Raw genomic sequence first — 23,069 nt, forward strand, 5'->3', positions numbered from 1 at the left:
TCGTCGACGTCCCACGGCGTCGCCGCGAAGAGCGCGAGCGTGAGCACACTGGCGGGTCCGGACATGTCGTCCACGGTAATACCGGGTGTAAGCCGCACGTAATATGTCTCGAATGGCGAGATGACTCGTCCGCTTGACGGATGTACGTGGGGTGGGTCACTCCACGAAGAGCGCGTCCAGGTAGACCCAGGCACCCTCGTGCCGGACGAAGCGGCTGTGCTCGTGCAGCGCGTCCTCAGTGCCTCCGTGGGCGTAGCGGGCCCGGAAGGCGACCGTGCCGGCGGCGTGGAAGGCGCTGCCCTCGGACGTCTCCTGAATGGTGAGCCCGATCCACCGCTGCGCCGGGTCGAGGCCGAGCCGGGCAGGCCGGGTGTCCGGGTGCCAGGTCCGCAGCAGGTACGCCTCGTCACGCACCACGAAGGCGCTGTAGCGCGACCGCATCAGCCGCTCGGCGGTGGGCGCGGCCGCCGCGCCCGTGTGGAACCGGCCGCAGCACTCCCCGTACGTGCCCGGCAGCCCACAGGGGCAGGGCGAGGCCGAGGTGACGGCGGGCGCGGCGACTACGGCCGGCCTCTTCGGACGTGCGGTGCGACGGGACATCTGCCCATTGTGCCGTGACACCGGCGCACTACTCGTCCGGGCTCTTGCGCAGGGCGCAGCACACCCGCTCGTCGGGGTCGCCGACGAGACAGGCCGACTCCCCACTTCCCCCTCGATCCGCTCTCAGCGTGTGCCCTGCCTCGGCGTGAGCAGGATGCGCCGCGTCGTGTGCTCCTCGATCCGGTCCCGGTTGTACAGCAACGGGAACGCACCGTCCGCCGCCCACGCGTCGAACAGGTCGCGGTAGTGCGGGCTGGCGGGGTCACCGGACTGGCCCGGGGTGCTCATCACCAGCGACTCGTCCCATGCGCCCACGTCCACGACCAGCCGGAAGCTGGCGCCGCCGGTCTGCCGGAAGCCGGGCCCGTAGGAGGTTGCCGACACCGTCTCGCCGCTGCCGCCGCGCGGGGCCGGACCCACCGAGGACCAGTCCGAGGCCTTCTCGCCGAGCAACTTGGCGAGGGGATGGTGCAGATGTGCCTGGTGGAGAGTGCCCCACCGCCATGTGCCGGTGTCGGGGCCGAGCAGCCGCCCTGCCTCCGCCATCGCGGGGCCGAGGGTGGCGAGCACGGCCGTACGGATCACCGCGTCCGGGTGGGGGCCCAGCCGGTCCCCCGGGTCGAGGAGCAGCGAGAGGTCGACGCGGGCGTCGGCGGTGGCGTCCTCGGCGGGCAGGACGCGGTCCAGCGCCGCGGCCACCCGTTCCGCGGGGAGCAGCCGGCGGAGGGCCTGTCTCAGCAGTTCGGCGCGGAAATGGCGGCGGTACCAGATCTCGAAGAGCGCGGCCGCGGCCGAGTCCGCGTCGAGCGCGGCGTCCCAGTCCCGCAGCAGCTTCAGCCCCTCGGCCACCCGCGGATCGTCGCTGGTCAGCCCGGCGAGCAGCGGCTGGATGCGGCGCGCCGGCAGGCTCACGTAGTCGTTCTGGAGGGCCACGCAGTCCGCCACGGTCCAGTCCGACCGCGCCGCGAGCACCTCGGCGATGCGCTCGTGACGGTGGGGCGCGTACCAGTCGTGGGTGACGGTGCGTTCGGCGTGCGGGTAGTCGTCGGGGAGGTTGAGCTGGTTGGCCGTGGCGAACCAGCCGTCCGCCGGGTCCCGTACGGAGGGCAGCGCGCCGACCGGGTGGTGGCCGTCCCATTCGTATCGGCCGTCGCCCGGCACCGGCAGCGTGCCGTCCCAGCCGCGGCGGACCGGGACCCGGCCGGCGGGGCGCCAGCCGATGGTGCCGTCGGGCGCCGCGTAGACCTGGTTCTCGCCGGGCGCGCCCCACCGCTCCATGGCCGCGACGAAGGCGTCGGGCCCGGTCGCGCCCATGTAGTCCATGCTGCCGAGGTAGGGCGCCATGCCGGGCTCCAGCCAGGCGGCGCGGACGGCGAACGCGGCGGCGCGGTCCGGGCGTTCGTCGATGACGGGGCCGTGCCGGGTGAACCACAGGTCGGCGGTGACGGGCTCGCCGCCGCGCACCGGGATGGTCTCGGTGACCTTCGTCATCGCTTCCCAGCCGTCGCCGTACGCGTACCGCTTCGGGTCGGCGGGGTCGGTGCGGTAGACGTACAGGTCCTCCTGGTCGATCGGGAAGATCGTGAGGCCGAAGGCGAGGCAGCCGTTGTGGCCGATGGAGACGCCTGGCAGGGCCGGCTCGCCCGCGCCGATCACGTCGAGGCCCGGTGCCGAGAGGTGGGCGAGGTAGCGCAGCGCGGGCAGCGTGACGGCGCGGTGCGGGTCGTTGGCCAGCACGGGGCGCCCGGTGGCGGTGCGGGACGGGGCGAGCACCCAGTTGTTGCTGCCGTCGATGCCCTGGCGCGGGGCCTGCGGGGCCCACGGCGGGGTGGTCGCCATCCGGTAGACGCGCAGCACGTCGTCCGGGATGACGGAGAGGTCCAGGCCCTCGGGGACGCGCAGTGTGTGGGCGGGCTCGCGGACCTTGCGCAGATCCTCGACGGCGGGTCCGAAGTCCCGCAGTGTGCGGGCGCGTTCGACCTCGTCGTGGAGGTTGTAGTGGAGACCGTGGCTGCGGATGCGGGCCACGTCGGCGGGCTGCCAGTACGCCGGTTCGTAGTCCAGCAGCCGGAACTCCGGCGGGAGGTGCTCGCGCCGCTCGCGGCAGAGCGCGACGAACGCGTTGATGCCCCGCACGAACGCGGTGGTGACCCGCTCGGCGTCCGGGCCGTACGACGCCCACTCCGCCGCCATGTCGCCACGGTAGAGGAACAGCCGGGCCGCCCGGTCGTGTTCGGCGTACTCGGGGCCGAAGACCTCGGCGAGGAGGCCGAGGCCGCGCCGTCGCCACAGGTCGATCTGGAAGAGGCGGTCGCGCGCCGCGTTGAAGCCCTGCGCGAGGAAGAGGTCGGCGCGCGAGCCGGCGTACAGGTGCGGGACGCCCCAGCGGTCGATGAGGATCTCCACGGGCGCGGACAGCCCCGGCACCTCGAAGGTGTCGGTGGCACCGGCTGCGGTCATCGGGCGGCCTCCTCGTGCACGCGCCGTCCGCCCACGTAGGTCGCGCGCACGCGGATGGCGGCGATGCCGTACGGGTCGGCGGTAAGCGGATTCTCGCCGAGGACGGTGAAGTCGGCGAGGTGGCCGGCGGCGATCCGGCCCTTGTGGTGGGCCGTGCCCTCCGCCTCCGCCGACCCGAGGGTGAAGATCCGCAGCGCCTCGGCGGCGGTGACCCGCTGCGCGGGCCCCACCTTCGCGCCGTCCTCGATGCCCTCGCGGGTGACCATCGACTGGAGGCCGAGCAGCGGTTCGTAGGGGCCGCAGGGGTAGTCGGAGGAGCCGGCGACGGTGACGCCCGCGTCCAGGAAGGAGCGGTGCGCGAACATCCGCTCCGTGCGCTCGGGCCCGTACCAGGTGTTCAGCGCCCCGCCGTGGTAGCCCGCGTATCCGGCGAACGGTACGGCGACGGCGTCCAGCGCCTTCATCCGGGCGAGGATCGCGTCGTCGATGAGGGAGCAGTGCTCGATGCGGTGCCGCAGTCCGGGGCGCGGCAGTTCGCGCTGTGCCGCCTCGAACGCGTCCAGGACGAGCCGGATCGCGGCGTCGCCGTTGGCGTGCACGCCGATCCGGTCGCCGGCCGCGTGCACCTCCCGTACCTGCGCGAACAGCTCCTCGGTCGAGGTGGTCTGCAGGCCGTGCCCGTCGGCGCCGCCGCACTCGGGGTCGGCGTACGGCTCGGCGAGCAGGCAGGTCCGGCCGCCGATCGCCCCGTCCAGGAACGCCTTCACGCCGACGAACCGCAGCAGGTCGTCGCCGAAGCCGCTGCCGACGCCGAGCGCCCGCGCCTTGGCGTAGTGGTCGATGGAGAGCAGCATGCCCGTACGCAGCGTCAGCAGGCCCCGGTCGCGGGCGGTGCGCAGCAGGGCGACGTCGTCCGGGGCGATCAGCGCGTCGCAGACCGAGGTGAGTCCGGCGGCGTGCCACAGCTCCTGTGCGCGCAGCAGACCGCGCAGCCGGTCCTCCGGTGAACTCGGCGCGAGTGGTGAGTCGCCGCGTGCCGTGGCCGGGTAGACCACGTTCATCAGGGCGCGTTCGATCAGCCGGCCGTCGAGGCGGCCGTCGGCGTCACGCCCGAAGTCGCCGCCGTCGGGCGCGGGGGTGTCCTCGTCGATGCCGAGGGCCCGTAGCGCGGCGGAGTTGACGACGCCCCAGTGTCCGGCGACGTGGACGACGAGCACCGGGTGGCCGGGGGCCGCCCGGTCCAGTTCGTGCCGGGTGATCCGGCCGGTCTTGACGTCGTCGTACCGGCTGCCGCGTACCCACTCCCCCGGTGCCGTGCGGGCCGCCTCAGCCGTGACGGTGGCCAGCAGCGCGTCGGCCGTCGCGACCGCTGCGGCCGACAGGTCCAGGTGGAGCAGGTCGGTGGCGGCCATCGCGAGGTGGATGTGCGCGTCGTTGAGGCCGGGGATCACGGTGGCGTCCCCGAAGTCGACCTCGGGCGCGTCGGGGAAGCGGTCGCGGAGCGCGGCGAAGCCGCCGGTGGCGCGTATGCGGCCGTCGGCGACGGCGAAGCCCTCCGGCTCGGGCGCGCCGTCCGCGCCGGTGCCGTCCGTGCGCTGGCTGACGATGCGGTCGGCGCGGTAGAGGACGGGGGTGGTCTCGTGGGTCACGTCGGTCACGGAGCCTCCTTCGGGGCCGCCGGGGCGGCCGGGGCCTGGTCGGTGCCGGTCGTCGGAGTCGTACCCACCCGCCGCGGCGCGGACGGCTGCCCCTCGGGCCGGGCGAAGGTGACCACTGCGGTGACGACGAGGTTGACGGCGAGTCCGACGATGCCGCCGTTGACACCGTGCAGCGGGTCGTTGCCGGTCGCCCAGAGCGCCACCACGACCGCCAGCCCGGCGAACATCCCGGCCAGCGCGCCGGCCTTCGTCATCCGCCGCCAGAACAGCGCGAGCAGCACGATGGGCACCAGCTGCGCGAGCCCCTCGTAGGACAGGACCGACAGCTGGACCAGGGTGTTGGGGTAGAAGAGGGCGCCGCCCAGGGCGATCAGCCCGGCGATGAGGCAGACCAGCTGGGAGAGCCGCTTGGTGCGCACGTCGTCGGCGGGCGTGCGGCCCGTACGGCGGCTGCGCGGGTCGGCACCGTTGCCGCCGCCGAGCAGCGTGCGGCCCCAGAGCGTGCCGATGGCCAGCATGAACACGCTCATCGGGACGATCGCGGAGAGTGCGCCCGCGACACCGATGATGGCCACGACGGGGGCCGGGAGGGAGTCGGTGACCAGGCTGAACAGCGCGAGGTCGGGATTGCCGAGGGCCGGCATGACGAACAGCGCGGTGGCGCCGATCATCATGGGGACGAAGAGCAGCAGCTGGTACCAGGGCAGCAGTACGGCATTGCGGCGCAGCGCGTTCGGGCTCCGCGCGCTGAGGTAACCGGCGACCGTGGTCGGGAAGATGGTGATGGTCACGGCGTTGAGCAGCGTCGTCGTGATGAACCACATCCCGCCCTTGCCCCCGGACTCGTGCCCGGGGAAGGTCAGCCAGTCGGCCTTCTCGGTGACCATGCGGTGCATGAAGTCGCCGACGCCGTCGAGGAAGTGCATCGGCACGTACACCGCGAGGAAGACCACCGCGAAGATGACCAGCACGTCCTTGAGCGCGCTGACCCACGCCGAGCCGCGCAGCCCGGAGACCAGGATGAAGACCTCGGCGACGACGAAGGAGATGACGGCGGCGACCCGCAGGTCCACGCTCCCGTACGTCATCGCGTTGACGACCACGCCCATGCCCTGGATCTGCACCTGGATGTAGGGCACGAGGAAGACGGTGGCGATGACCGCGACGACGATGCCCACCGGCCGGGACCGGAAGCGGTGCTCCGCCAGGTCGGCGATGGAGATCAGGCCGTGCCGGCTGGCGTACGTCCAGATGGCCGGGCCGACGACGTACCCCACGGCGAAGCCGACGGTGAGGTACGCGACGAGGTAGAGGATCGGCACGCCGAAGGAGTACGACCAGCCGGCCGTGCCGAGGAAGGAGAAGCTGGTGTAGGTCTCCCCGGCCATCAGCAGCCAGATGAAGAGGACGCCCAGGCCCCGGCTGGAGACCGACCACTCGGCCAGGCCCTTGTCCCGGCCGCGCGCGCTGAGCACGCCGATGACGATGGTCGCGATCATGGCGAGGCCGAAGATGGTGGTCGCGATCGCCGCTGATCCGCTCATGCGGCGCCTCCTTCGGGTCCGCCGGGCGCGGCCCCGGGCGCGGTGGACGGGCCCGTCTGCGGCCGGTCGCCGGGCAGCGGTTCGGCGGCGTCGACGCGGTACGCGGGGTCCAGGCGGGTGACGGCCCAGATGACGAGCGGGCTGACGACCGTGGCGGCGACGAGCCAGAACAGCAGGAACGGCATGCCGAGGACGCGCGGTTCGATGCTGTTGGCCACCAGCGGCGCCAGGCAGTACAGCACGGCCGGCACGAGCAGCAGCCACAGCGCGGGGCGCCGGGCGCTCACCTCGGGCAGTCCGTCGGACGGGTGCGGTCCGGTCTCCGCCGGGCCCTCCCGCCCTCTGTCCTCGGGGGCGTGCGACATGGAACTCCTTCGGGGAAAGGGGTGTGTCCGGGACGGTCGAGCGGGCGGCCGGCCGGACAGCCGCGGGGACGGCGACCGGCCGACCGGACGGTATCGCAGGTCAGAAACGAATCAAGGCCCCAGCCCGGGGTCGGTCCTCGGGCATCGGCGTCAGACCGAGGGTTCGTACCGGCCGTCGACCGCCGTCCAGCCGCCGTCCACGGCCAGCACGCTGCCGGTGACGAAGGTGGAGGCGTCCGAGACCAGGTAGTGCACGGCACCGGCCAGTTCCTCCGCACCGGCCCACCGCCGCAGCGCGGAGGCCTGCGCGTAGGCCTCGTACCACTCCGGGTCCGCGGCGATCTGGTCCGTCAGCGGCGTCCGCACGACGCCGGGCGCGATCGCGTTGAACCGCACCCCGCGCGGCCCCCACTCGGCCGCCGCCGTCCGCAGGAACTGCACCAGCCCCGCCTTGGACGCGGCGTACACGCTCTGGCCCGGCTCGACCTGCACCGCGCGCATCGAGGCGAGCCCGACCACGCTGCCGCTGCCCCGCTCGGCCATGGCCGGGGCGACGGCCTGCACGAGCGCGAAGTGCGCCCGGAGGTTGAGCGCCACCACCCGGTCGAACTCCGCCAGGGTGTAATCGGCGATCCGCTTGCGGACGTTGGCGCCTACGGTGACGACCAGCCCGTCCGGCGCGCCCCACGCCTCCGCCGCCGCGCGCACCGCCTCGTCGTCCAGCACGTCGAGCGCGCACGCGGTCGCCGTCCCCGTACCGCTGCCGGGAGCGGCAGGCTCCTCCCCCGCGAGCCGCACGGTCTCCTCCGCGCCCTTCAGGTCCCGGTCGGCCACGGTCACATCGGCGCCGTGCGCGATCAGCGCCCGTACGGCCTCACGTCCGATGCCACTGCCCCCGCCGACCACGACGACATGCCGCCCGTCGAGCCGGAAGAGTTGCGCGTACGTCATACGGGTCTGCATACGGGGCTCCTTCGCCCGGTCGTCGTGGGAGGGTCCAGCAGCGTCCGGGGCACCGCCGCTGCGGGCGCCACCGGACGCACGGGCGTCACGGCCTGATCACCGCCATGCGGGTCACGGTCAGTTCCTCGATGGCGAAGCGCGGGCCCTCGCGGCCGATGCCGGAGTCCTTCACGCCGCCGTACGGGGCCACGTCGCTGCGGTAGCCCGGGACTTCGTTGATGACCACGCCGCCGACGTCGAGCGTGTCGATCGCGGTGAACGCGGCCCCCAGGTCGCGGGTGAAGACCGCGGCGTGCAGGCCGTACCGCGAGTCGTTGACCAGCGCGTAAGCGGCATCGAGGTCCGGCACGGCGCGCAGCGCGACGACCGGGCCGAAGATCTCCTCGTCCCAGGCGGGCAGCCCGCCCGGCACCTCGGCCAGCAGCGCGGGCGCGAGGCAGCGCCCCACCCGCTCGCCACCGGCGATCACCCGGGCGCCGGCCGCGCGGGCCTCCTCGATCCAGGCCAGCACCCGGTCGGTGGCCGCCTCGTCGATGAGCGCCGCCACCCGGGTCGCCTCCTCGCGCGGATCGCCGACCACCACACCCGCGAGCCGGTCGGCGATCTTCGCCGCCAACTCCTTGGCGACCTCCTCGACCGCGATCACCCGCTGCACGGCGATGCACGCCTGCCCCGAGGCGTAGTAGCCGCCGCGGACCACGGCATCGGCCGCGGCGTCGAGATCGGCGTCGGCGGCGACCACCAGCGCGGCGTTGGAACCCAGTTCGAGGACGACCTTGCGGGGCGCGGCGTCCCGCGCGATCCGGTGGCCGATCGCGGCGGAGCCGGTGAAGGAGACCGCCGCCACCGCTTCGTGCGTGGTCAGCGCGCGGCCCACCGCCGCGTCCCCGGTGACCAGCTGTACCGCGCCCACCGGGGCGCCGGCCGCGGCCAGTTGTTCGCGGACCAGGTGCACCAGCCAGAGCGTGGCGAGCGGCGTGGCCGGCGCCGGCTTGATCACCACGGGGCAGCCGGCCGCCAGCGCGGGCGCGATCTTGTGGGAGGCGAGCAGCATCGGGTAGTTGAAGCCCGCGATGCCCACCACGACGCCGATGGGGCGGCGGGTCCAGAAGCCCGTCATGCCGTCCCCGGAGGGCAGCATGTCCAGCGGCACCGTCTCGCCGTGGACATGGACCACCTCGTCGGCCGCCGCCTCCCAGGTGGAGACCGTGCGCTGCACCTCCGTACGGCAGTCCACCCGCGGCTTGCCGGTCTCCAGGACGAGCAGGTCCTCCATGGGGCGGGCGGCCTCGGCGAGCGCCGCCGCCACCCCGCCGAGCACCCGCCGCCGTACGCGGGAGGTCAGTCGGGCCATGTCCTTCCGCAGCGCCGCCGCGTGCTCCACGGCCTGCCGCGCCAGCGCCTCGTCCCCCACGGGCGCCTGAGCGACCTCACTGCCGTCGTACGGGAACGTCACCGCTTCCGTACGCGGCGCCGGCACCCAGCCGTCGCCGACCGGCAGCCCCGCCGGGAAGCGCCCGGAGATCTCCTCACGCGTCATCGCCGCGCACCCCCCGGGTCAGGAAATGACGCGCCGCCTCCGCGTACACCCGGGTGTACTCGCCGATCTCGCGCACCTCCACGTACTCGTCCTTCTGGTGCGCGATCCACTTGCCGCCGGGCCCGTAGACGACCGTGGGCAGCCCGGCGTCGCGGGTCAGGACCGTGCCGTCGGTGGTGCCGGGCACGGCTCCGAAGGGCGGGGGGCTGCCGTGCACCCGCTCGTGCGCCGCCACCAGCCCGGCGACCACCGGGTGGTCCTCGGCGATCTCGATCGCCGGACGGTCGTCGACGACGGTCAGGGCGACGGTGACACCGGCGGTCGCCGCTGCCTCCTCGGCCTCGTGCCGGATGCGGTCGATCAGTTCGGCGTGGTCGGTGCCCGGAACGGTCCGTACGTCGACGCCGACCAGGCCGTGCGCCGGGATGACGTTGAGCTGGTCGGGATCGCCGCCGTGCAGCACGGTCGGGGTGACGGTGACCTGCCCGGCGTGCGGGTGGGCGCCGAAACGCACCTCGGCCCAGGTCTGGGCGCGGCTCAGCGCCTCGACGATCCTGGCCCCTGCGACGACCGGATTCTTGCCCTCCTGCGGCATCGCGCCGTGCGCCATGACCCCGGTCAGCTCCAGCCGGAGCCGGACGCCGCCGCGGGCCGAGGTGCACACCTCGTACCCCTCCGGCTCGCAGACGATCACTCCGTCGATCTCCGCGGCCAGCGGCGAGGCGGCGAACGCCTTGGCGCCGAGCATCATGCCTTCCTCGTCGCACAGCACACCGAGGACGATCCGGCCGGGGAAGGGGCCTGCCTGCTGCAGCGCGCGCACGCCGTAGATCATGGCGGCCACCCCGGACTTCATGTCCGCCGCGCCGCGGCCCCACAGCTTGCCGTCGCGGATCTCCGCGGCGTACGGGTCGACGCTCCACACTGCCGGATCGCCCTCGGTGACCACGTCCGTGTGCCCCTCGAACATCAGGGTCGGTCCGGCGCCGCCCTTGCCGTCGACGACGGCGATGACGTTCGGGCGGCCCGGCGCGACCTCCACCACCTCGTGCTGCCAGCCGAATTCGGTGAAGAGCGCCGCCACCAGGTCGGCGGCCGGGCGTTCGACATCGGTGGCGCCGGTGGCGTTGACGGTACGCAGCCGGATCAGGTCCTGGGTGAAGGCGACGGCCGCGTCGGCGTCGATCGTGATCTCGGTCGGCGGGTGGGTCTGGGCGGCTTGCATAGAACCTCCAAAACACCTGGCCGGGAGGCCAGTCCACTGGTCAGACCAGTTGATTTCCCGTACTCTGCTCGCACGTTCACGCGTGGGTCAAGAGGCCACCAGCAGCAATCGGTACGGAAACGGAACGGGGTCCCGATGGCCGCCTACGATGCTCCCTTCACCCCCGTCGAGCCGGTACGGGCCTACCAGCGGGTGGCCGAGCAGATCGAGGAACGCATCCTCCGCGGCGAACTGCCGCCCGGCTCCCGCCTCCCCGCCGAACGCGAACTGGTCAACCAGTTCGGCGTCGGCCGCTCCACGGTCCGCGAGGCGCTGCGCGTCCTGCAGTCCACCGGCCTGGTCCGGTCCCGGCCCGGCGACCCGCTCGGCGCGGAAGTGCTCGGCGTCTCCGCCGACAACCTCAGCCAGGCGCTCGGCCGGCTCACCCGCTCCCACATATCCAGCCTCGGCGAACTGATCCAGTTCCGGATGGTCCTGGAGGCCGAGAGCAACCGGCTCGCCGCCCGGCTGCGTACAGAGGACGACCTGAAGCGGATGGCGGAGCTGATCGACCGGATGCGGTCGCTGTCCGCCGGGCCGGGCGCCGGGCTGCGGGCGTTCAGCGAGGCCGACGCGCTGTTCCACCAGGCCGTCGCGGAGGCCAGCCGCAACGCGCTGCTCGGTCTCTGCGCCCGCGCCGTCCACGACGCCGTCGTGGACATCATCGAGCGCAAGATCGCCGATGCCTCGGATGCGGCGGCCTGGCGGGAACGCTCCATCGACCACCACGAACAGGTGCTCGCCGCGATCCGCGCCGGCGACGCCCCGCACGCCGCCCGGCTGGCCCGCCAGGCCCTGTACGCCTACTACGCCGAGCACGTCGAACCGGATACGCGGGCGCTGCTCAATGCGGCGCTGGAGCAGGAGCAGTAGTACGGCCCGGTCGGCTCCTGCTTCGGCGTTGCACCGCGTCGGGCCGCTCGGCGCGCAGCAGCTCACCGTCGACCCGCGACCCGGTGACGATACGGGCACCGGCCTGCCGCGCCTCCCGCTCCAGGTCGGGCAGTGGTGGTGACGGTCCCGTCGGCAGAAGCCACGCCCAGCGCGGCAGCCCCGTGGCCAACTTCCGCCTCTTTACGGCCGGTTGTTCACGCCCGTACGCTCCGCCACCGTACGCGGAGAGCCTCGTACACGGAGACCGCACCCCGAGGAGGGCGTCGTCATGACCGCGAGGGCTGAGCGCAGGCGCCGGACCGGCATCGGGCTGTTCGCGGCGGCGGGGCTGCTGTGCGGCGCGTCCGTACTGGGGACGGCACCACCGGCCGGCGCGGCAGCGCAGCAACAGGACGCCATCACCGGGAGCAGCGGCGCGAAGGTGCTGCCCATTCAGTCGACCGGCCCCGCGGAGAAGCGTTTCAACCTGGTCTTTCTCGGTGACGGCTACACCTCGGACGAGATGCCGGAGTTCCGGGCGAACGTCGAGAAGCACCTCAACGTGCTGTGGAGCACCGAGCCGTTCGCCTCCTACCGCTCGTACATCAATGTCTGGGCGGTGGAGACGCCGTCCGCCGAGTCCGGTGTCGACTGCGATCCGGGGCTCGGAGCGCCGCGCCGGGACACGGCGCTGGACATGGGGTTCTGGGGCGGGTGCGACGCGCGGAGCGTGCAGCGGCTGATCACGATGGACGACGGGAAGGCCAGGGCGGCGGCCGATCTGGTGGCCGGCACCTCGGCCGGGAACCGGCAGATCGTGGGGCTGGCGCACAGTGACACCTACGGCGGCGCGGGCGGCACGTACGCCACCGCGTCCGGCGGCAACTCGCTGTCCTCGCTGATCACGCCGCACGAGATCGGCCACTCGCTGGGGAAGCTGCAGGACGAGTACGACTACTACCAGCGCGGTGTTCCCGGCGGCCGGTACGCGGACGGTGAGCCGGACTCGGCGCATCACACCGTGCTGACCGCGCGGCAGATGCGGGAGCAGCGCAAGAAGTGGTGGCGCTGGCTGGGTGAGGAGAGCGAGTCCGGCGGCCGGATCGGGCGTTACGAGGGCGGTATGTACAGCACGAAGGGGGTGTGGCGGCCGAGCGCGCATTCGATGATGAAGACGCTCGGCTACCCCTTCGACCAGGTGGAGCGCGAGGTCATGACACGCGCCGTCGCCGCCAAGGTGAACCTGGTGCAGGGCCACACCCCGAACGGCGCGCCCATAGGCGCCGACCGCTCCGTGTGGGTCGACACGCTGCACCCCACGGGTGGCGAACTGAAGGTGACCTGGCGGCTGGACGGCCGGCCGCTCCCCGGGACGGCCGGGCTGCGCACGGTGGACCTGCGCCGGTACGTCCCTTCCGGCGAGCGGCCGCGGCGCCTCACGGCCACCGTCACCGACCCGACGCCCTTCGTGCGCGATCCGGCCGTGCGCGGCTCGGCGGCGCTGACCCGTACGGTCACCTGGACCGTCGACCCGTCCGTGACCACGGATCCGGCGCCCGTCGCTGCGGAGTTCACCGGGCACACCGCCACCGACGCCCCCGTGGGCGCGTCCTCCGTGCTGTACGCCGACACCACGCACCCCGTACGCGGCGCGGTGCGCATCTCGTGGGCGGTGGACGGCCGCCCCGTGGCGAACCGCGGCAACGACCGCGACCTGGACCTGAGCGCGCTCCGGCTGCGGCCCGGCGACCACACCGTCACCGCCCGCGTCGCCGGTGCCCGCCCCTCCCCCGCCACCCGCCTGAGGTGGACCGTCGACGCGACCCCGGCGACCGTCTCGTACGCCCTGTCCGAGCCGCTGCGGACGGTGCACCGTCCGGGCCGGCCCGTGGAGTACGTGTACGACGGTCCCTTCACGATGAAGCTCACGGGGAAGGACGACCGCGACGGTTACGTGGTGACGCAGTTCCGGGGGGACGGGGACGGCTGGTTCACGTACTTCGGCTGGCCGACGGACGCGGACGCGCCGTTCCGGTTCTCCCCCGGCGGCACCGTCATCGACGATCTCGTCCACGGGAAGCTCGGCACGCCGCGGGCCGTTCCGTGGGACGACGCCACGCCGGACTACGGGACCCACACCATCGAGTACCGGGCGCTGGACGCGGCGGGAAACACTGGTCCCGCGAAGCGCTTCCGGGTCACCCTGAGGCCGCCTCAGTAAGCGCCGCATGCCGCGAGTTGGGCAGTTCGCCCCGAGATCACTATGATCCGGCGATGATCATAAGAAGGCGACTGGCGGCCGTGCTGTGCGGCTTGCTGGTCAGTTTGACGGGCGGGCTCGCACCGGCGACCGCCGCGGCCGACGGACCGGCCACCTCAGAGCCATCGGCGGGGGCATCGGCGGAGACGGCCAAGGACGCCCCCAAGGTCGACCTGGTACTCGACGTGAGCGGCTCGATGCGGGCCCGCGACATCGACGGGCAGTCCCGTATGTCGGCGGCCAAGCAGGCGTTCAACGAGGTGCTGGACGCGGTGCCCCAAGAGGTGCAGCTCGGCATTCGTACGCTGGGTGCCGAGTACCGCGGCGACGACCGCAAGGTGGGCTGCAAGGACACCCGCGCGCTGTACCCCGTCGGCCCGGTGGACCGCACCGAGGCCAAGACCGCGGTCGCCACGCTGACGCCGACCGGCTGGACGCCGATCGGCCCGGCCCTGCTGAAGGCCGCCGACGACCTGGAGGGCGGCGACGGCGCCCGCCGCATCGTGCTGATCAGCGACGGCGAGGACACCTGCCAGCCGCTCGACCCGTGCGAGGTGGCGCGCGAACTCGCGGCCAAGGGAATCCATCTGACCATCGACACGCTCGGCCTGGTGCCGGATGCCAAGACGCGTACCCAGCTGAGCTGCATCGCCGAGGCCACCGGCGGTACGTACACCTCGGTGCAGCACAAGGACGAGCTGTCCGGCCGGGTCAAGCAGCTGGTGCACCGGACGGTCGAGCCGTCGCTCACCCCGGAACCGGCGAAGGGTTCGGACAGCTGCGAGCGCGCGCCGCAGTTGAAGCCCGGGCTCTACACCGACCGGGAGGAGTTCGGCGAGCACCGCTTCTACAAGGTGGACGTACGGCCCGGCCAGGAGCTGCGCGCCTCGGTGAGCGTGGCGGCCGACCGGGCCGTCAACGACGACTACGGCGTCCAGCTGCGCGCCTCGACGCTGCGCGGCCGGGAGATCGTGCGGGGCGAGGCCACCGGCGACGGCCGTACGGACGTGCTCTCGACCGGTCTGCGCTATCCGAAGGCCGACGACGGCAGCGCGGCGGAGGACGCGGACGGCGAGCCGGTCCCCGAGACCGTCTGCCTGCGCGTCAGCAACGCCTTCTCGGCGCCCGCTTCGGTCAAGACCGCCCCGGGTCTGCCGGTCGAGCTGTCCGTCGATGTCGTGGACGGGCCGGACGAGGCGTCCGACGCCGCGTTCCTGGGCCTCGGTCACGGCTGGTGGTTCCTCATCGCCGTCACGCTGATCGGCCTGCTGGCCGGGCTGGTGTGGGGCTGGATCTCGCGCTGGCGCGTCACCGTCTGGAGGACCCGCTGATGTCTGCCGCAGCTTCTGTACGGACGCGCCTGTCCGCCGCAGCTTCTGTACGCCGGCGCCTGTCCGCCGCTCTGCTCGCCGGTGCGGCGCTTCTCGGGACGGCCGCGGGCGGGGTCGCCCTCGCCGGGCCCGCGTCGGCCGCCTCCGTGGCGCCGGCCGAGGACCCCACCCCGTCGTCCGACAGCCCGTCGTCCGACGCGTCCGCGTCCGCCTCCGCCGACCCGGAGGACGCGCCGCCGCCCACCGAGGCCGGCACCTCCTTCCGTACCGCCACGGTCATCCGGCCCGGCCAGCAGGCCACCGCGCCGGCGTCCACCGGTGACTACCTCTACTGGCAGTTCCCGGCCGACGCGGAGCAGGGCGCCAGGGTGGACGCGAAGGTGCAGCTGCCGGACGCCGAGGCCCGGCACGGCGACTCCACCTGGCAGCTCGATGTGTACGACGGGCTGCGCCGCCGGCAGGCCTGCCGGTACGGCACGCAGACCAGGACGGCCGCGGCCGACGCCGCGACGGTCGAGCTGTCCTGCACCCTGCGGACGGTCCGGGCCGCCGCGGAGCCCTGGTCGAACGACCCGCTCCCCGGCGCGTACTACGTCCGGCTCACCGCCGTGCGCACCGCCTCCGCCGACACCGGTCTACCGGTGGAGACCGCGGTGACCGCCACCACCACGGACGCGGGCAGCGCCCAAGCCGTGGACGGCTCGCTGGGCGCGCCCCTGGTCCAGGGCTCTGCCGCACGGCCCGAGCCGGACGGCGGCTGGTCCTCCGGCTGGTGGTCGGCGCGCTGGCTGTGGACCGCGGCGGGCGCGGTGCTCGCGGCGCTCGCGGGCATCGCGGGGTACGCGGCCACGCGGGGACGCGGACGGCCGTCACATCTGCCGCCGGCCGTCTGACCTGCGGCGCGCTCCATGGGGCGGGCCTGGTGGTACGTCCACCCGGCCCGCCCCTTCGGCTGTCCGCGCCGCACCCCTTGTCGATACACGAACGCATCCCATACATTCGCGTATCGAACGGCGCACGACGGACGACGCACGACGGAAGGCGGGGCCGGGCCGGTCATGACTTCAGCAGAGACAGCCGCCCGGCCGCGGCGCGTCACCCGGCGGCGGGCGCAGACCCGGCAGCGGCTCCTCGACGCCGCGCTGACGGTCTTCGCCGAGGAGGGCTTCGGCCGGTCCACCGTGGACCAGGTGTGCGAACGGGCCGGGTACACCCGGGGCGCGTTCTACTCCAACTTCACCTCGCTCGACGAGTTGTTCCTCGCCATGTGGGAGCAGCGTTCGGGGGCGATGCTGGCCGATCTGCGGGAAGCGCTGGACCGGCTCGGCTCCCTGGAGACGGTCTCCGCGGACGAGGCCCTGCTCGCCGTGCTGGACGCCGTACCGGTCGACGACGCGTGGTACCGCGTGACGGCGGAGTTCACCGCGCACGCGCTGCGCAACCCTGCCCTGCGCCGGGTGATGGCCGCGCGTGAGCAGGCCATCCACGACACCCTGCTGCCGCTCGTCGAGGCCGCGCTGGCCCGTGGCGGACGGGTGGTCACCGACCGGACGGGGCTCGGCCACGCGCTGGTCGCCGTGCACGACGGCACCACCGTGCAGTGCCTCATGGAGCCGGACGACGAGGCGGTACGCCGGCGCCGCGAGGAACTCTTCCGGCACGTGGTGAACGCGTACAGCACTACCGCTGACAGCACGAAGCAACGCTGAACGAACACAGCACCAACGCCTGCGACACCCCGTACAACTCCCGCACCCAGAGCGAAGGGGCTCTCGATGAGTGAGCGCGAACAGGCCGATGTGATCGTCGTGGGCGCCGGCCTGGCCGGCCTCGTCGCGACGTACGAGCTGGCCAGGGCCGGGCGCAAGGTGCTGCTCGTGGACCAGGAGAGCGCGGCCAACCTGGGCGGCCAGGCATTCTGGTCGCTCGGCGGGCTGTTCCTCGTGGACAGCCCCGAGCAGCGCCGGATGGGCATCAAGGACTCCTACGAGCTGGCGATTCAGGACTGGCTGGGCTCGGCCGGGTTCGACCGCGAGCGCGAGGACCACTGGCCGCGCCAGTGGGCGCAGGCATACGTGCAGTTCGCCGCCGGGGAGAAGCGCGCCTACCTGCACGACCTGGGCCTGCGGCTGATGCCGAACGTCGGCTGGGCCGAGCGCGGCTCCGGGCTCGCCTCCGGGCACGGCAATTCGGTACCGCGCTTCCACCTCACCTGGGGCACGGGGCCGGAGGTCGTACGGGTCTTCCGCGAGCCGGTGCTGGCGGCGGAGCACCGCGGGCTGGTGACGTTCAAGCACCGCCACCAGGTCGACGAGCTGATCGTGGAGAACGGCACGGCGGTCGGCGTCCGGGGCACGGTGCTGGAGCCGTCGGGCGAGGCGCGCGGCGTGCAGTCCTCCCGTACGCCCGCCGGTTCCTTCGAGCTCCGCGCTCAGGCCGTGGTCGTCACCTCCGGCGGCATCGGCGGCAACGCGGACCTGGTGCGGAAGAACTGGCCGGTGGACCGGCTGGGTCCGGCGCCGGAGCGGATGATCTGCGGCGTGCCCGCGCACGTCGACGGGCGGATGCTGGAGATCACCGAGAGCGCGGGCGGCAATATCGTCAACCGCGACCGCATGTGGCACTACGTCGAGGGCATCAAGAACTGGGACCCGGTCTGGCCCGACCACGCCATCCGCATCATCCCCGGCCCGTCCTCCCTCTGGCTCGACGCCGCCGGCAAGCGGCTCCCCCCGCCGCTCTTCCCGGGCTTCGACACGCTGGCCACGCTGCGGCACATCCGGGCCGGCGGGCACGACCACAGCTGGTTCATCCTGACCCAGTCGATCATCGAGAAGGAGTTCGCGCTCTCCGGCTCCGAGCAGAACCCGGACTTCACCGGCAAGGACCTCAAAATGACGCTCGGCCGGACGAAGAAGGGCCCGACGGGTCCGGTCGCCGCGTTCATGGAGCACGGCGCCGACTTCGTCGTCCGCGACAATCTCCGCGACCTGGTGACCGGTATGAACGCGCTGGGCAGCGGGCCCGAGCTGGACTACGACCAGGTGCGCCGGGAGGTGGTGGCCCGCGACCGTGAGGTGGGCCTGGCGTACTCCAAGGACATGCAGCTGATGGCGGTCCGCAACGCGCGCGCCTACCTGGCAGACAAGATCGTCCGAGTGGCCAAGCCGCACCGGCTGCTCGACCCCGCGCACGGCCCACTGATCGCCGTACGGCTGAACCTGCTCACCCGCAAGACCCTCGGCGGCCTGGAGACCACGCTCGACGCGCAGGTCGTACGGCCCGACGGCACCCCCTTCCCGGGCCTGTACGCGGCGGGCGAGGTGGCCGGGTTCGGCGGCGGCGGGGTGCACGGCTACAACGCGCTGGAGGGCACGTTCCTCGGCGGCTGCATCTTCTCCGGCCGCGCGGCGGGCCGGGCGCTGGCGAAGGAGCTGGCATGACGACCGGCGGCACGGCACGCGAGGCGGGCGGGGCGGCCGACGGCCGAACGCCCGGTACGCGGCGGCGTACGGCACTGGTCACCGGGGCCTCCTCCGGCATCGGCCGGGCGGTCTGCGAGGCGCTGCTGGCGCGCGGCTACCACGTACTCGCCACCAGCCGCAGCCCCGAAAAGATTCCCGAGGCCGACCGCCTCCCCGGCGCCGAGTACCTCCCCCTAGACCTCACCGACCCGGCGAGCATCGAGGCGTGCGCGGCAGCAGCGGGCGAGGTGGACGTCCTCGTCAACAACGCGGGCGAGAGCCAGCTGGCCCCCCTCGAAGAACTGCCGATGGACGCCCTGGAACGCCTCTTCCAGCTCAACGTCTTCGGTGCGGTGCGGCTGACGCAACTGCTGCTGCCGGGCATGCGGGAGCGGCGCCACGGCCGGGTCGTCATGGTCGGCTCCATGCTGGCCAGCTTTCCGCTCGCCTTCCGCTCCTCGTACGTGGCGTCCAAGGCGGCGGTGAAGGCCTTCGCGACCGCCTCTCGCCGCGAACTGTCCCCGTACGACGTGTGGTTGACGACGGTCGAGCCGGGCTCGATCAACACCGGCATCAGCGAGCGCCGCACCCGCTACCTCACCGACAACTCCCCCTACGCCGAGGCCTTCGGCACCGTCTCCGCCCGCCTGGACCGCAACGAGGCGACCGGCATCAGCGCGGCCACGGTGGCGGCCACGATCCTCAAGGCCATCGAAGCACCCCGCCCCAAGCCCCTCTACGCGGTAGGCAGCAACGCCCCCCTCGTCTTCACCCTCCGCCGCCTGATCTCCCGCCGCCGCGCCGAGTCCCTGGTCTCGCGCAAACACGGCCTCAAGTGAGCCCGCACACGGCCGGCGAGGAGATTTCGCACCACACGGTCTTGGTGCACAGGTCGTTGCCGGCGTCCGTACCCCAACGCTCGGCCAGCGCCTCGACCAGCAGCATCCCGCGCCCCGACTCCCCGTCGGGCGCGTGGTGCCCGACGGTGGGCAGCCGCTCGGGACGCGGATCGGTCACCTCGATACGGAGCGCCCGGCCGTGGTCGAGGAGCACGAGCCGGAGCCGGAAGTCCCGGCCCCGGACCCGGCCGTGCCGTACGGCGTTGGCCGCCAGCTCCGCCACGAGGTGAGCCGCGGTGTCCGACACCGGGCAGCCGTACGGCCAGCCCCAATCGGCCAGTTGCGCCACGGCGAGTCGGCGGGCGAGGCGTGCGCCGCGCGGTGTGGCGGAGAGCTGGATACGGAAAGCCGGGTGACCGGTCTGCTCGTTCATGTCACTCAGCGTGGTCAGTTGTGCGTAGGCTGAATACCCAGGTCGGCCGTACGCACGGTCGCTGTCCGGCTGCCGTCCGGGCTTGTACGGGCGGCGCCCCGTGACGCTGCGTGCGCCGCGGCGTTGGGTACGGGCGGGACGGCCCGGAGGGGGCTCACATGGACGTCGGCCGGGAAAACGACGACGACGAAACGGCGGCGGTACTGCGCACGGTCGGCAGAGTCATCAAGTCGTGCCGCGAGCGAGCGGGGCTCCGCCAGGCGGAACTGGGCGCCGCGATCGGGTACAGCGAGGAACAGGTCTCCGCGGTCGAACGCGGCCGCCGCGTCCCGAAACCGGAGTTCCTGGACGCGGCGGACGGGGTCCTGACGGCGGACGGCCTCATCTCCGGCCTCAAGAAGGACGTGGAGGCAGCCCGCTACCCGAAGAAGGTCCGAGACCTGGCAAAGCTGGAGTCCGAGTCGGTCGAGTTGGGCGCGTACAACAACTCGGTCGTGCACGGCTTGCTGCAGACCGAGGAGTACGCCCGTGCGCTGTTCTCGATGCGGCGGCCGCCGTTCAGCGAGGAGGAGTTGGAACAGCGGGTGGCCGCACGTATGTCGCGACAAGAGATCCTCGACGGCACGAGGAGCTTGCCCGTCTTCAGCTTTGTGCAGGACGAGGTGACACTGCGCCGCCCCGTCGGGGGCAGAATGGCCATGCGGAGGCAGCTCGAACGCATGTTGGAGGTCGGACGGTTGCGGAACGTGGAGATCCAGGTAATGCCCACGGAGCGTGAGGACCATGCCGGGCTCGACGGTTCGTTCCGGCTGCTGTCACTCAAGGACGGCACCACGGTGGGGCACAGCGAAGTGCAGCTCGTCAGCGGCCTGATCTCCGATGCGAAATCGGTCCGGATCCTTGAGATGCGCTACGGGATCATCCGCGCCCAGGCACTCACGCCGCACGAGTCGCTGGCCTTCATCGAGAAACTGCGGGGAGAAACATGACGTACGACGAGCTGTCGTGGTTCAAGAGCAGCCACAGCACCGCCGACGGGCCCGACTGTGTCGAGGTCGCGGTCGGGCAGGACACCGTCCTCATACGCGACTCCAAGGACATCCACCGGACGCGGATTGTCGTCGGGCCGGAGGCCTGGGTCGCGTTCCTCGGGGCGGTCACCGTGCTTGTTGACGGTAGCGGGTCAGGGATTCGGTGAGGGCGGCCAGGGTCTCGTCCGGGGCCTGCTCCGCCGGGTAGCGGCCGGCCGATCCGGGAGGTGGGTAGGGTCGCGGGGCGGGAATGTACGGAAACAGGAGGTACGCGGCATGGCGGGCCGGAAGCAGTTCGATGTCGAGGCGGCGCTGGACCAGGCGATGCGGGTGTTCTGGCAGCGCGGGTACGCCGATGCCTCGCTCGACGCCCTCGCCTCGGCCACCGGCCTCGGCCGCGGTTCCCTCTACGGTGCCTTCGGCAACAAGGACGCGCTGTTCCGGCAGAGCCTCGACCGGTACTCCTCGATCTACGGCGCGCGGTTCGAGCAGGCGCTCGCCGCGCATGCCGGTGAGCCGGTGCGCGCGGTGGAGGCGTTCTTCGATGCCGTACTGACTCGCATCGCCGACCCTTCGGTCCCCACGGGGTGCCTCATCGCGCAGTCCGCCGCGCAGTCGGAGACGATCAACGACGAGAACCGCGCACGGGTGCGGGGGCTGCTCGACGTGCAGCGGGAGCGGGTGCGGGCGGCGCTGGCGTGGTCACCGGCCGACGCCAGGACGCTCGACGAGATCGCCACGTACGTCGTCGCCGTCAATCAGTCGCTGGCCGTGCTGAGCCGTGCCGGTACGCCGGACGCGGAGCTGCGGTCCGTGGCCCGGCTCGCCTGCACCACGGTGGCGGACACCCTCGACCGGGCGGCACCCCAGGACGCCGCCCGCGGGTGAGGGCGCGCGTCGGCTATGTGCTCCGCGGCGGGCGATGGAGCATCAGGCACGCCACGCTGAGCGCCGCCATCGCGGCGAAGGCGAGGGCGACCGGGGTCCAGGAGTCGCCCGTCGCGGAGAAGAGCCACGTCGCTGCGGACGGGGCCGCGCTGCCCATCAGGCCCGCCGGCTGGAAGCTCATCGAGAGGCCCGTGCAGCGGACGCGGGGCGTGAACCAGCCCGACAGGAGCGTACCGATCGACGCGTACGCGATCGTGCTGGCCAGCATCGGGAGGCACATCGCCGCCCACAGGCCGCCGACCGTACGGGTGTCGGCGAGCCAGAACATCGGGAAGGCGATCACCAGGTGGAGGAGGATCCCGGCCAGGGTCACTCGGCGCATGCCGAAGCCGTCGGCGGCCGGCGCTGCCAGTGGGGTGCAGACGATGACGACGACGGGTGCCGCCTGCTTCGCCTCGGTCTCCTCCGCCGCGCGCGCCGCCTCGAATTCGGGTGACTCCTCGATCGAGGAGCGGATGACGAGGCCGAGGAGCCCGAGCTGTCCGTCGTCCTGATACGCCGCGCCGGCTGGCAGCCGCGCGACTACTACGCCTGGGCATCACCGAGGAGACCGTCGACGGCATCCTCGGTTCTCTGCTGGAGGATTGACGACAGCCGACTGATGGCAGCTGACTGACGCATCGTCAGGATCGTGGGCGGGTCACCGCCACGCGCCCCGGTGTCCCAGGCTCGTGGACAGGTCGCGGGCGCCCTTGGTGGCCAGCTCCGCCAGGTCGGTCTCGCTGGAGTCGGTCCAGCGGATCATCGGGACGGAGATGGAGAGCGCGGCGACGACGCGGCCGGTGCTGTCGCGCACCGGGGCCGCGACGCAGGAGACGTCCGGGTTGGACTCGCGGTGCTCGGTGGCGGTGCCGCGGTCCCGGACGGCGGCCAGCTCGGCGCGCAGCGCGGCCGGGTCGGTGATGCTGCCGGGCGTCAGGGCGACCAGCTCGCGGCCCTCGATGCGGGCGTCCAGCTCCGCGTCCGGCAGCGAGGCGAGGAGCATCTTGCCCACCGCCGTGCAGTGCGCGGGCAGCCGGCGGCCCGCGGCGGAGACCATGCGGACGGCGTGCGTGGAGTCCACCTTGGCGATGTAGATGACGTCGGCGCCCTCCAGGATGGCGACGTGCACCGTCTCGTCGCAGGTGGCGGCCACCTCGCGGGCCACCCGCTGCCCCTCGGCCGCGAGGTCGAGCTGTTCCGCGTACCGGCTGCCGAGCTGGTACGCGCGGACCCCGAGGCGGTAGCGGCCCGGCTGGTCGGGTACGGGAACAAGGTAGGAACGGGCCGCCAGCGTGGTGAGCAGCTCGTGCACGGTGGTACGCGGCAGTTGCAGCTTCCGGACCACGTCGGGTGCCGACTGCGGACCCTCCGCCTCCAGGAACAGTTCGAGTATGTCCAGTGCCCGGGTCACCGCAGGGACCAGTCGTCCCATGCCGCTCACCCACCCTCCGCCGCGCCGACTGTGTTCGTCATTCCGGCCAACGGCCGGAATGACGAACACAGGGTAGGGCGAT

At 72.8% G+C, this 23,069-nt stretch carries 21 protein-coding genes; 10 read left to right on the top strand and 11 right to left on the bottom strand.

Annotated elements, in window-relative coordinates:
* Positions 1–156: 156 nt before the first annotated feature.
* The 8 genes from ACIGQF_RS22255 to ACIGQF_RS22290 form a co-directional block, all read right to left on the bottom strand.
* Positions 157–600 (bottom strand): YchJ family protein, encoded by a 444-nt coding sequence (locus ACIGQF_RS22255; RefSeq protein WP_399712833.1) that lies wholly within the window; start codon positions 598–600, stop codon positions 157–159.
* Positions 601–723: 123 nt separating this feature from the next.
* A complete protein-coding gene (locus ACIGQF_RS22260; RefSeq protein ID WP_399712835.1) occupies positions 724–3,060 on the bottom strand; it encodes a penicillin acylase family protein in 2,337 nt (778 codons plus the stop codon).
* Positions 3,057–4,718: an amidohydrolase gene (locus ACIGQF_RS22265; protein WP_399712837.1), complete on the bottom strand. Its 1,662-nt coding sequence runs from the start codon at positions 4,716–4,718 to the stop codon at positions 3,057–3,059. Before ACIGQF_RS22265 ends, ACIGQF_RS22260 begins: the two co-directional genes overlap by 4 nt.
* Positions 4,715–6,262 (bottom strand): sodium:solute symporter, encoded by a 1,548-nt coding sequence (locus ACIGQF_RS22270; protein ID WP_399712839.1) that lies wholly within the window; start codon positions 6,260–6,262, stop codon positions 4,715–4,717. Before ACIGQF_RS22270 ends, ACIGQF_RS22265 begins: the two co-directional genes overlap by 4 nt.
* Positions 6,259–6,627, bottom strand: coding sequence for a DUF3311 domain-containing protein (locus tag ACIGQF_RS22275; protein WP_399712842.1), 369 nt, complete (start codon positions 6,625–6,627; stop codon positions 6,259–6,261). Before ACIGQF_RS22275 ends, ACIGQF_RS22270 begins: the two co-directional genes overlap by 4 nt.
* Positions 6,628–6,777: 150 nt before the next feature.
* Entirely contained in the window at positions 6,778–7,590 is an 813-nt protein-coding gene (locus ACIGQF_RS22280; protein ID WP_399712844.1) for an SDR family NAD(P)-dependent oxidoreductase, read from the bottom strand.
* A gap of 85 nt (positions 7,591–7,675) precedes the next feature.
* Positions 7,676–9,130 (bottom strand): aldehyde dehydrogenase family protein, encoded by a 1,455-nt coding sequence (locus ACIGQF_RS22285; protein ID WP_399712847.1) that lies wholly within the window; start codon positions 9,128–9,130, stop codon positions 7,676–7,678.
* A complete protein-coding gene (locus ACIGQF_RS22290; RefSeq protein WP_399712849.1) occupies positions 9,120–10,355 on the bottom strand; it encodes a M20 family metallopeptidase in 1,236 nt (411 codons plus the stop codon). The genes ACIGQF_RS22285 and ACIGQF_RS22290 overlap by 11 nt, the downstream gene beginning before the upstream one ends.
* A 135-nt stretch (positions 10,356–10,490) precedes the next feature.
* On the opposite strand from ACIGQF_RS22290, the gene ACIGQF_RS22295 reads away from it, so the two are divergent.
* The 7 genes from ACIGQF_RS22295 (at position 10,491) to ACIGQF_RS22325 (ending at position 19,161) form a co-directional block, all read left to right on the top strand.
* Positions 10,491–11,267 (top strand): FadR/GntR family transcriptional regulator, encoded by a 777-nt coding sequence (locus tag ACIGQF_RS22295; protein WP_399712852.1) that lies wholly within the window; start codon positions 10,491–10,493, stop codon positions 11,265–11,267.
* Positions 11,268–11,556: 289 nt separating this feature from the next.
* Complete coding sequence (locus tag ACIGQF_RS22300; RefSeq protein WP_399712854.1) at positions 11,557–13,488, top strand: M64 family metallopeptidase; 1,932 nt, start codon at positions 11,557–11,559, stop codon at positions 13,486–13,488.
* Positions 13,489–13,541: 53 nt separating this feature from the next.
* Positions 13,542–14,858: a VWA domain-containing protein gene (locus tag ACIGQF_RS22305; RefSeq protein ID WP_399712857.1), complete on the top strand. Its 1,317-nt coding sequence runs from the start codon at positions 13,542–13,544 to the stop codon at positions 14,856–14,858.
* The gene (locus ACIGQF_RS22310) at positions 14,858–15,751 is read left to right on the top strand and encodes a hypothetical protein (protein WP_399712859.1); all 894 of its coding nucleotides are present in this window, start codon (positions 14,858–14,860) and stop codon (positions 15,749–15,751) included. The genes ACIGQF_RS22305 and ACIGQF_RS22310 overlap by 1 nt, the downstream gene beginning before the upstream one ends.
* 165 nt (positions 15,752–15,916) lie before the next feature.
* Positions 15,917–16,567, top strand: coding sequence for a TetR/AcrR family transcriptional regulator (locus ACIGQF_RS22315; RefSeq protein ID WP_399712862.1), 651 nt, complete (start codon positions 15,917–15,919; stop codon positions 16,565–16,567).
* Between the two features lie 66 nt (positions 16,568–16,633).
* Positions 16,634–18,301 (top strand): FAD-binding dehydrogenase, encoded by a 1,668-nt coding sequence (locus tag ACIGQF_RS22320; protein WP_399712865.1) that lies wholly within the window; start codon positions 16,634–16,636, stop codon positions 18,299–18,301.
* Positions 18,298–19,161, top strand: coding sequence for an SDR family oxidoreductase (locus tag ACIGQF_RS22325; protein WP_399712868.1), 864 nt, complete (start codon positions 18,298–18,300; stop codon positions 19,159–19,161). The genes ACIGQF_RS22320 and ACIGQF_RS22325 overlap by 4 nt, the downstream gene beginning before the upstream one ends.
* Here ACIGQF_RS22325 and ACIGQF_RS22330 read toward each other — a convergent pair.
* Complete coding sequence (locus ACIGQF_RS22330; RefSeq protein WP_399712870.1) at positions 19,154–19,594, bottom strand: ATP-binding protein; 441 nt, start codon at positions 19,592–19,594, stop codon at positions 19,154–19,156. The two genes, ACIGQF_RS22325 and ACIGQF_RS22330, sit on opposite strands and share 8 nt — an antisense overlap.
* Before the next feature lie 158 nt (positions 19,595–19,752).
* On the opposite strand from ACIGQF_RS22330, the gene ACIGQF_RS22335 reads away from it, so the two are divergent.
* From ACIGQF_RS22335 to ACIGQF_RS22345, 3 genes are all read left to right on the top strand, one after another.
* The gene (locus ACIGQF_RS22335) at positions 19,753–20,583 is read left to right on the top strand and encodes a helix-turn-helix domain-containing protein (RefSeq protein WP_399712873.1); all 831 of its coding nucleotides are present in this window, start codon (positions 19,753–19,755) and stop codon (positions 20,581–20,583) included.
* Positions 20,580–20,792, top strand: a complete 213-nt coding sequence (locus tag ACIGQF_RS22340; RefSeq protein ID WP_399712875.1) for a DUF397 domain-containing protein — start codon at positions 20,580–20,582, stop codon at positions 20,790–20,792. The genes ACIGQF_RS22335 and ACIGQF_RS22340 overlap by 4 nt, the downstream gene beginning before the upstream one ends.
* A gap of 109 nt (positions 20,793–20,901) precedes the next feature.
* Positions 20,902–21,513: a TetR/AcrR family transcriptional regulator gene (locus ACIGQF_RS22345; RefSeq protein WP_399712877.1), complete on the top strand. Its 612-nt coding sequence runs from the start codon at positions 20,902–20,904 to the stop codon at positions 21,511–21,513.
* A 13-nt stretch (positions 21,514–21,526) separates the two neighbouring features.
* On the opposite strand, the gene ACIGQF_RS22350 is transcribed toward ACIGQF_RS22345, so the two are convergent.
* A complete protein-coding gene (locus ACIGQF_RS22350; RefSeq protein ID WP_399712880.1) occupies positions 21,527–21,895 on the bottom strand; it encodes a hypothetical protein in 369 nt (122 codons plus the stop codon).
* 318 nt (positions 21,896–22,213) lie between these two features.
* Positions 22,214–22,987 (bottom strand): IclR family transcriptional regulator, encoded by a 774-nt coding sequence (locus ACIGQF_RS22355; RefSeq protein ID WP_361561060.1) that lies wholly within the window; start codon positions 22,985–22,987, stop codon positions 22,214–22,216.
* Positions 22,988–23,069 lie beyond the last annotated feature (82 nt).

This window comes from Streptomyces sp. NPDC053560 (genome assembly GCF_044544605.1).
Lineage (GTDB): Bacteria > Actinomycetota > Actinomycetes > Streptomycetales > Streptomycetaceae > Streptomyces.

Bases quoted from the DNA above. Each gene is read 5' to 3' on its own strand.
- ACIGQF_RS22255 (WP_399712833.1), bottom strand. From the start codon at position 600: ATGTCCCGTCGCACCGCACGTCCGAAGAGGCCGGCCGTAGTCGCCGCG.
- ACIGQF_RS22260 (WP_399712835.1), bottom strand. From the start codon at position 3,060: ATGACCGCAGCCGGTGCCACCGACACCTTCGAGGTGCCGGGGCTGTCC.
- ACIGQF_RS22270 (WP_399712839.1), bottom strand. From the start codon at position 6,262: ATGAGCGGATCAGCGGCGATCGCGACCACCATCTTCGGCCTCGCCATG.
- ACIGQF_RS22275 (WP_399712842.1), bottom strand. From the start codon at position 6,627: ATGTCGCACGCCCCCGAGGACAGAGGGCGGGAGGGCCCGGCGGAGACC.
- ACIGQF_RS22280 (WP_399712844.1), bottom strand. From the start codon at position 7,590: ATGCAGACCCGTATGACGTACGCGCAACTCTTCCGGCTCGACGGGCGG.
- ACIGQF_RS22285 (WP_399712847.1), bottom strand. From the start codon at position 9,130: ATGACGCGTGAGGAGATCTCCGGGCGCTTCCCGGCGGGGCTGCCGGTC.
- ACIGQF_RS22290 (WP_399712849.1), bottom strand. From the start codon at position 10,355: ATGCAAGCCGCCCAGACCCACCCGCCGACCGAGATCACGATCGACGCC.
- ACIGQF_RS22295 (WP_399712852.1), top strand. From the start codon at position 10,491: ATGGCCGCCTACGATGCTCCCTTCACCCCCGTCGAGCCGGTACGGGCC.
- ACIGQF_RS22300 (WP_399712854.1), top strand. From the start codon at position 11,557: ATGACCGCGAGGGCTGAGCGCAGGCGCCGGACCGGCATCGGGCTGTTC.
- ACIGQF_RS22305 (WP_399712857.1), top strand. From the start codon at position 13,542: ATGATCATAAGAAGGCGACTGGCGGCCGTGCTGTGCGGCTTGCTGGTC.
- ACIGQF_RS22310 (WP_399712859.1), top strand. From the start codon at position 14,858: ATGTCTGCCGCAGCTTCTGTACGGACGCGCCTGTCCGCCGCAGCTTCT.
- ACIGQF_RS22315 (WP_399712862.1), top strand. From the start codon at position 15,917: ATGACTTCAGCAGAGACAGCCGCCCGGCCGCGGCGCGTCACCCGGCGG.
- ACIGQF_RS22320 (WP_399712865.1), top strand. From the start codon at position 16,634: ATGAGTGAGCGCGAACAGGCCGATGTGATCGTCGTGGGCGCCGGCCTG.
- ACIGQF_RS22325 (WP_399712868.1), top strand. From the start codon at position 18,298: ATGACGACCGGCGGCACGGCACGCGAGGCGGGCGGGGCGGCCGACGGC.
- ACIGQF_RS22330 (WP_399712870.1), bottom strand. From the start codon at position 19,594: ATGAACGAGCAGACCGGTCACCCGGCTTTCCGTATCCAGCTCTCCGCC.
- ACIGQF_RS22335 (WP_399712873.1), top strand. From the start codon at position 19,753: ATGGACGTCGGCCGGGAAAACGACGACGACGAAACGGCGGCGGTACTG.
- ACIGQF_RS22340 (WP_399712875.1), top strand. From the start codon at position 20,580: ATGACGTACGACGAGCTGTCGTGGTTCAAGAGCAGCCACAGCACCGCC.
- ACIGQF_RS22345 (WP_399712877.1), top strand. From the start codon at position 20,902: ATGGCGGGCCGGAAGCAGTTCGATGTCGAGGCGGCGCTGGACCAGGCG.
- ACIGQF_RS22350 (WP_399712880.1), bottom strand. From the start codon at position 21,895: ATGCGCCGAGTGACCCTGGCCGGGATCCTCCTCCACCTGGTGATCGCC.
- ACIGQF_RS22355 (WP_361561060.1), bottom strand. From the start codon at position 22,987: ATGGGACGACTGGTCCCTGCGGTGACCCGGGCACTGGACATACTCGAA.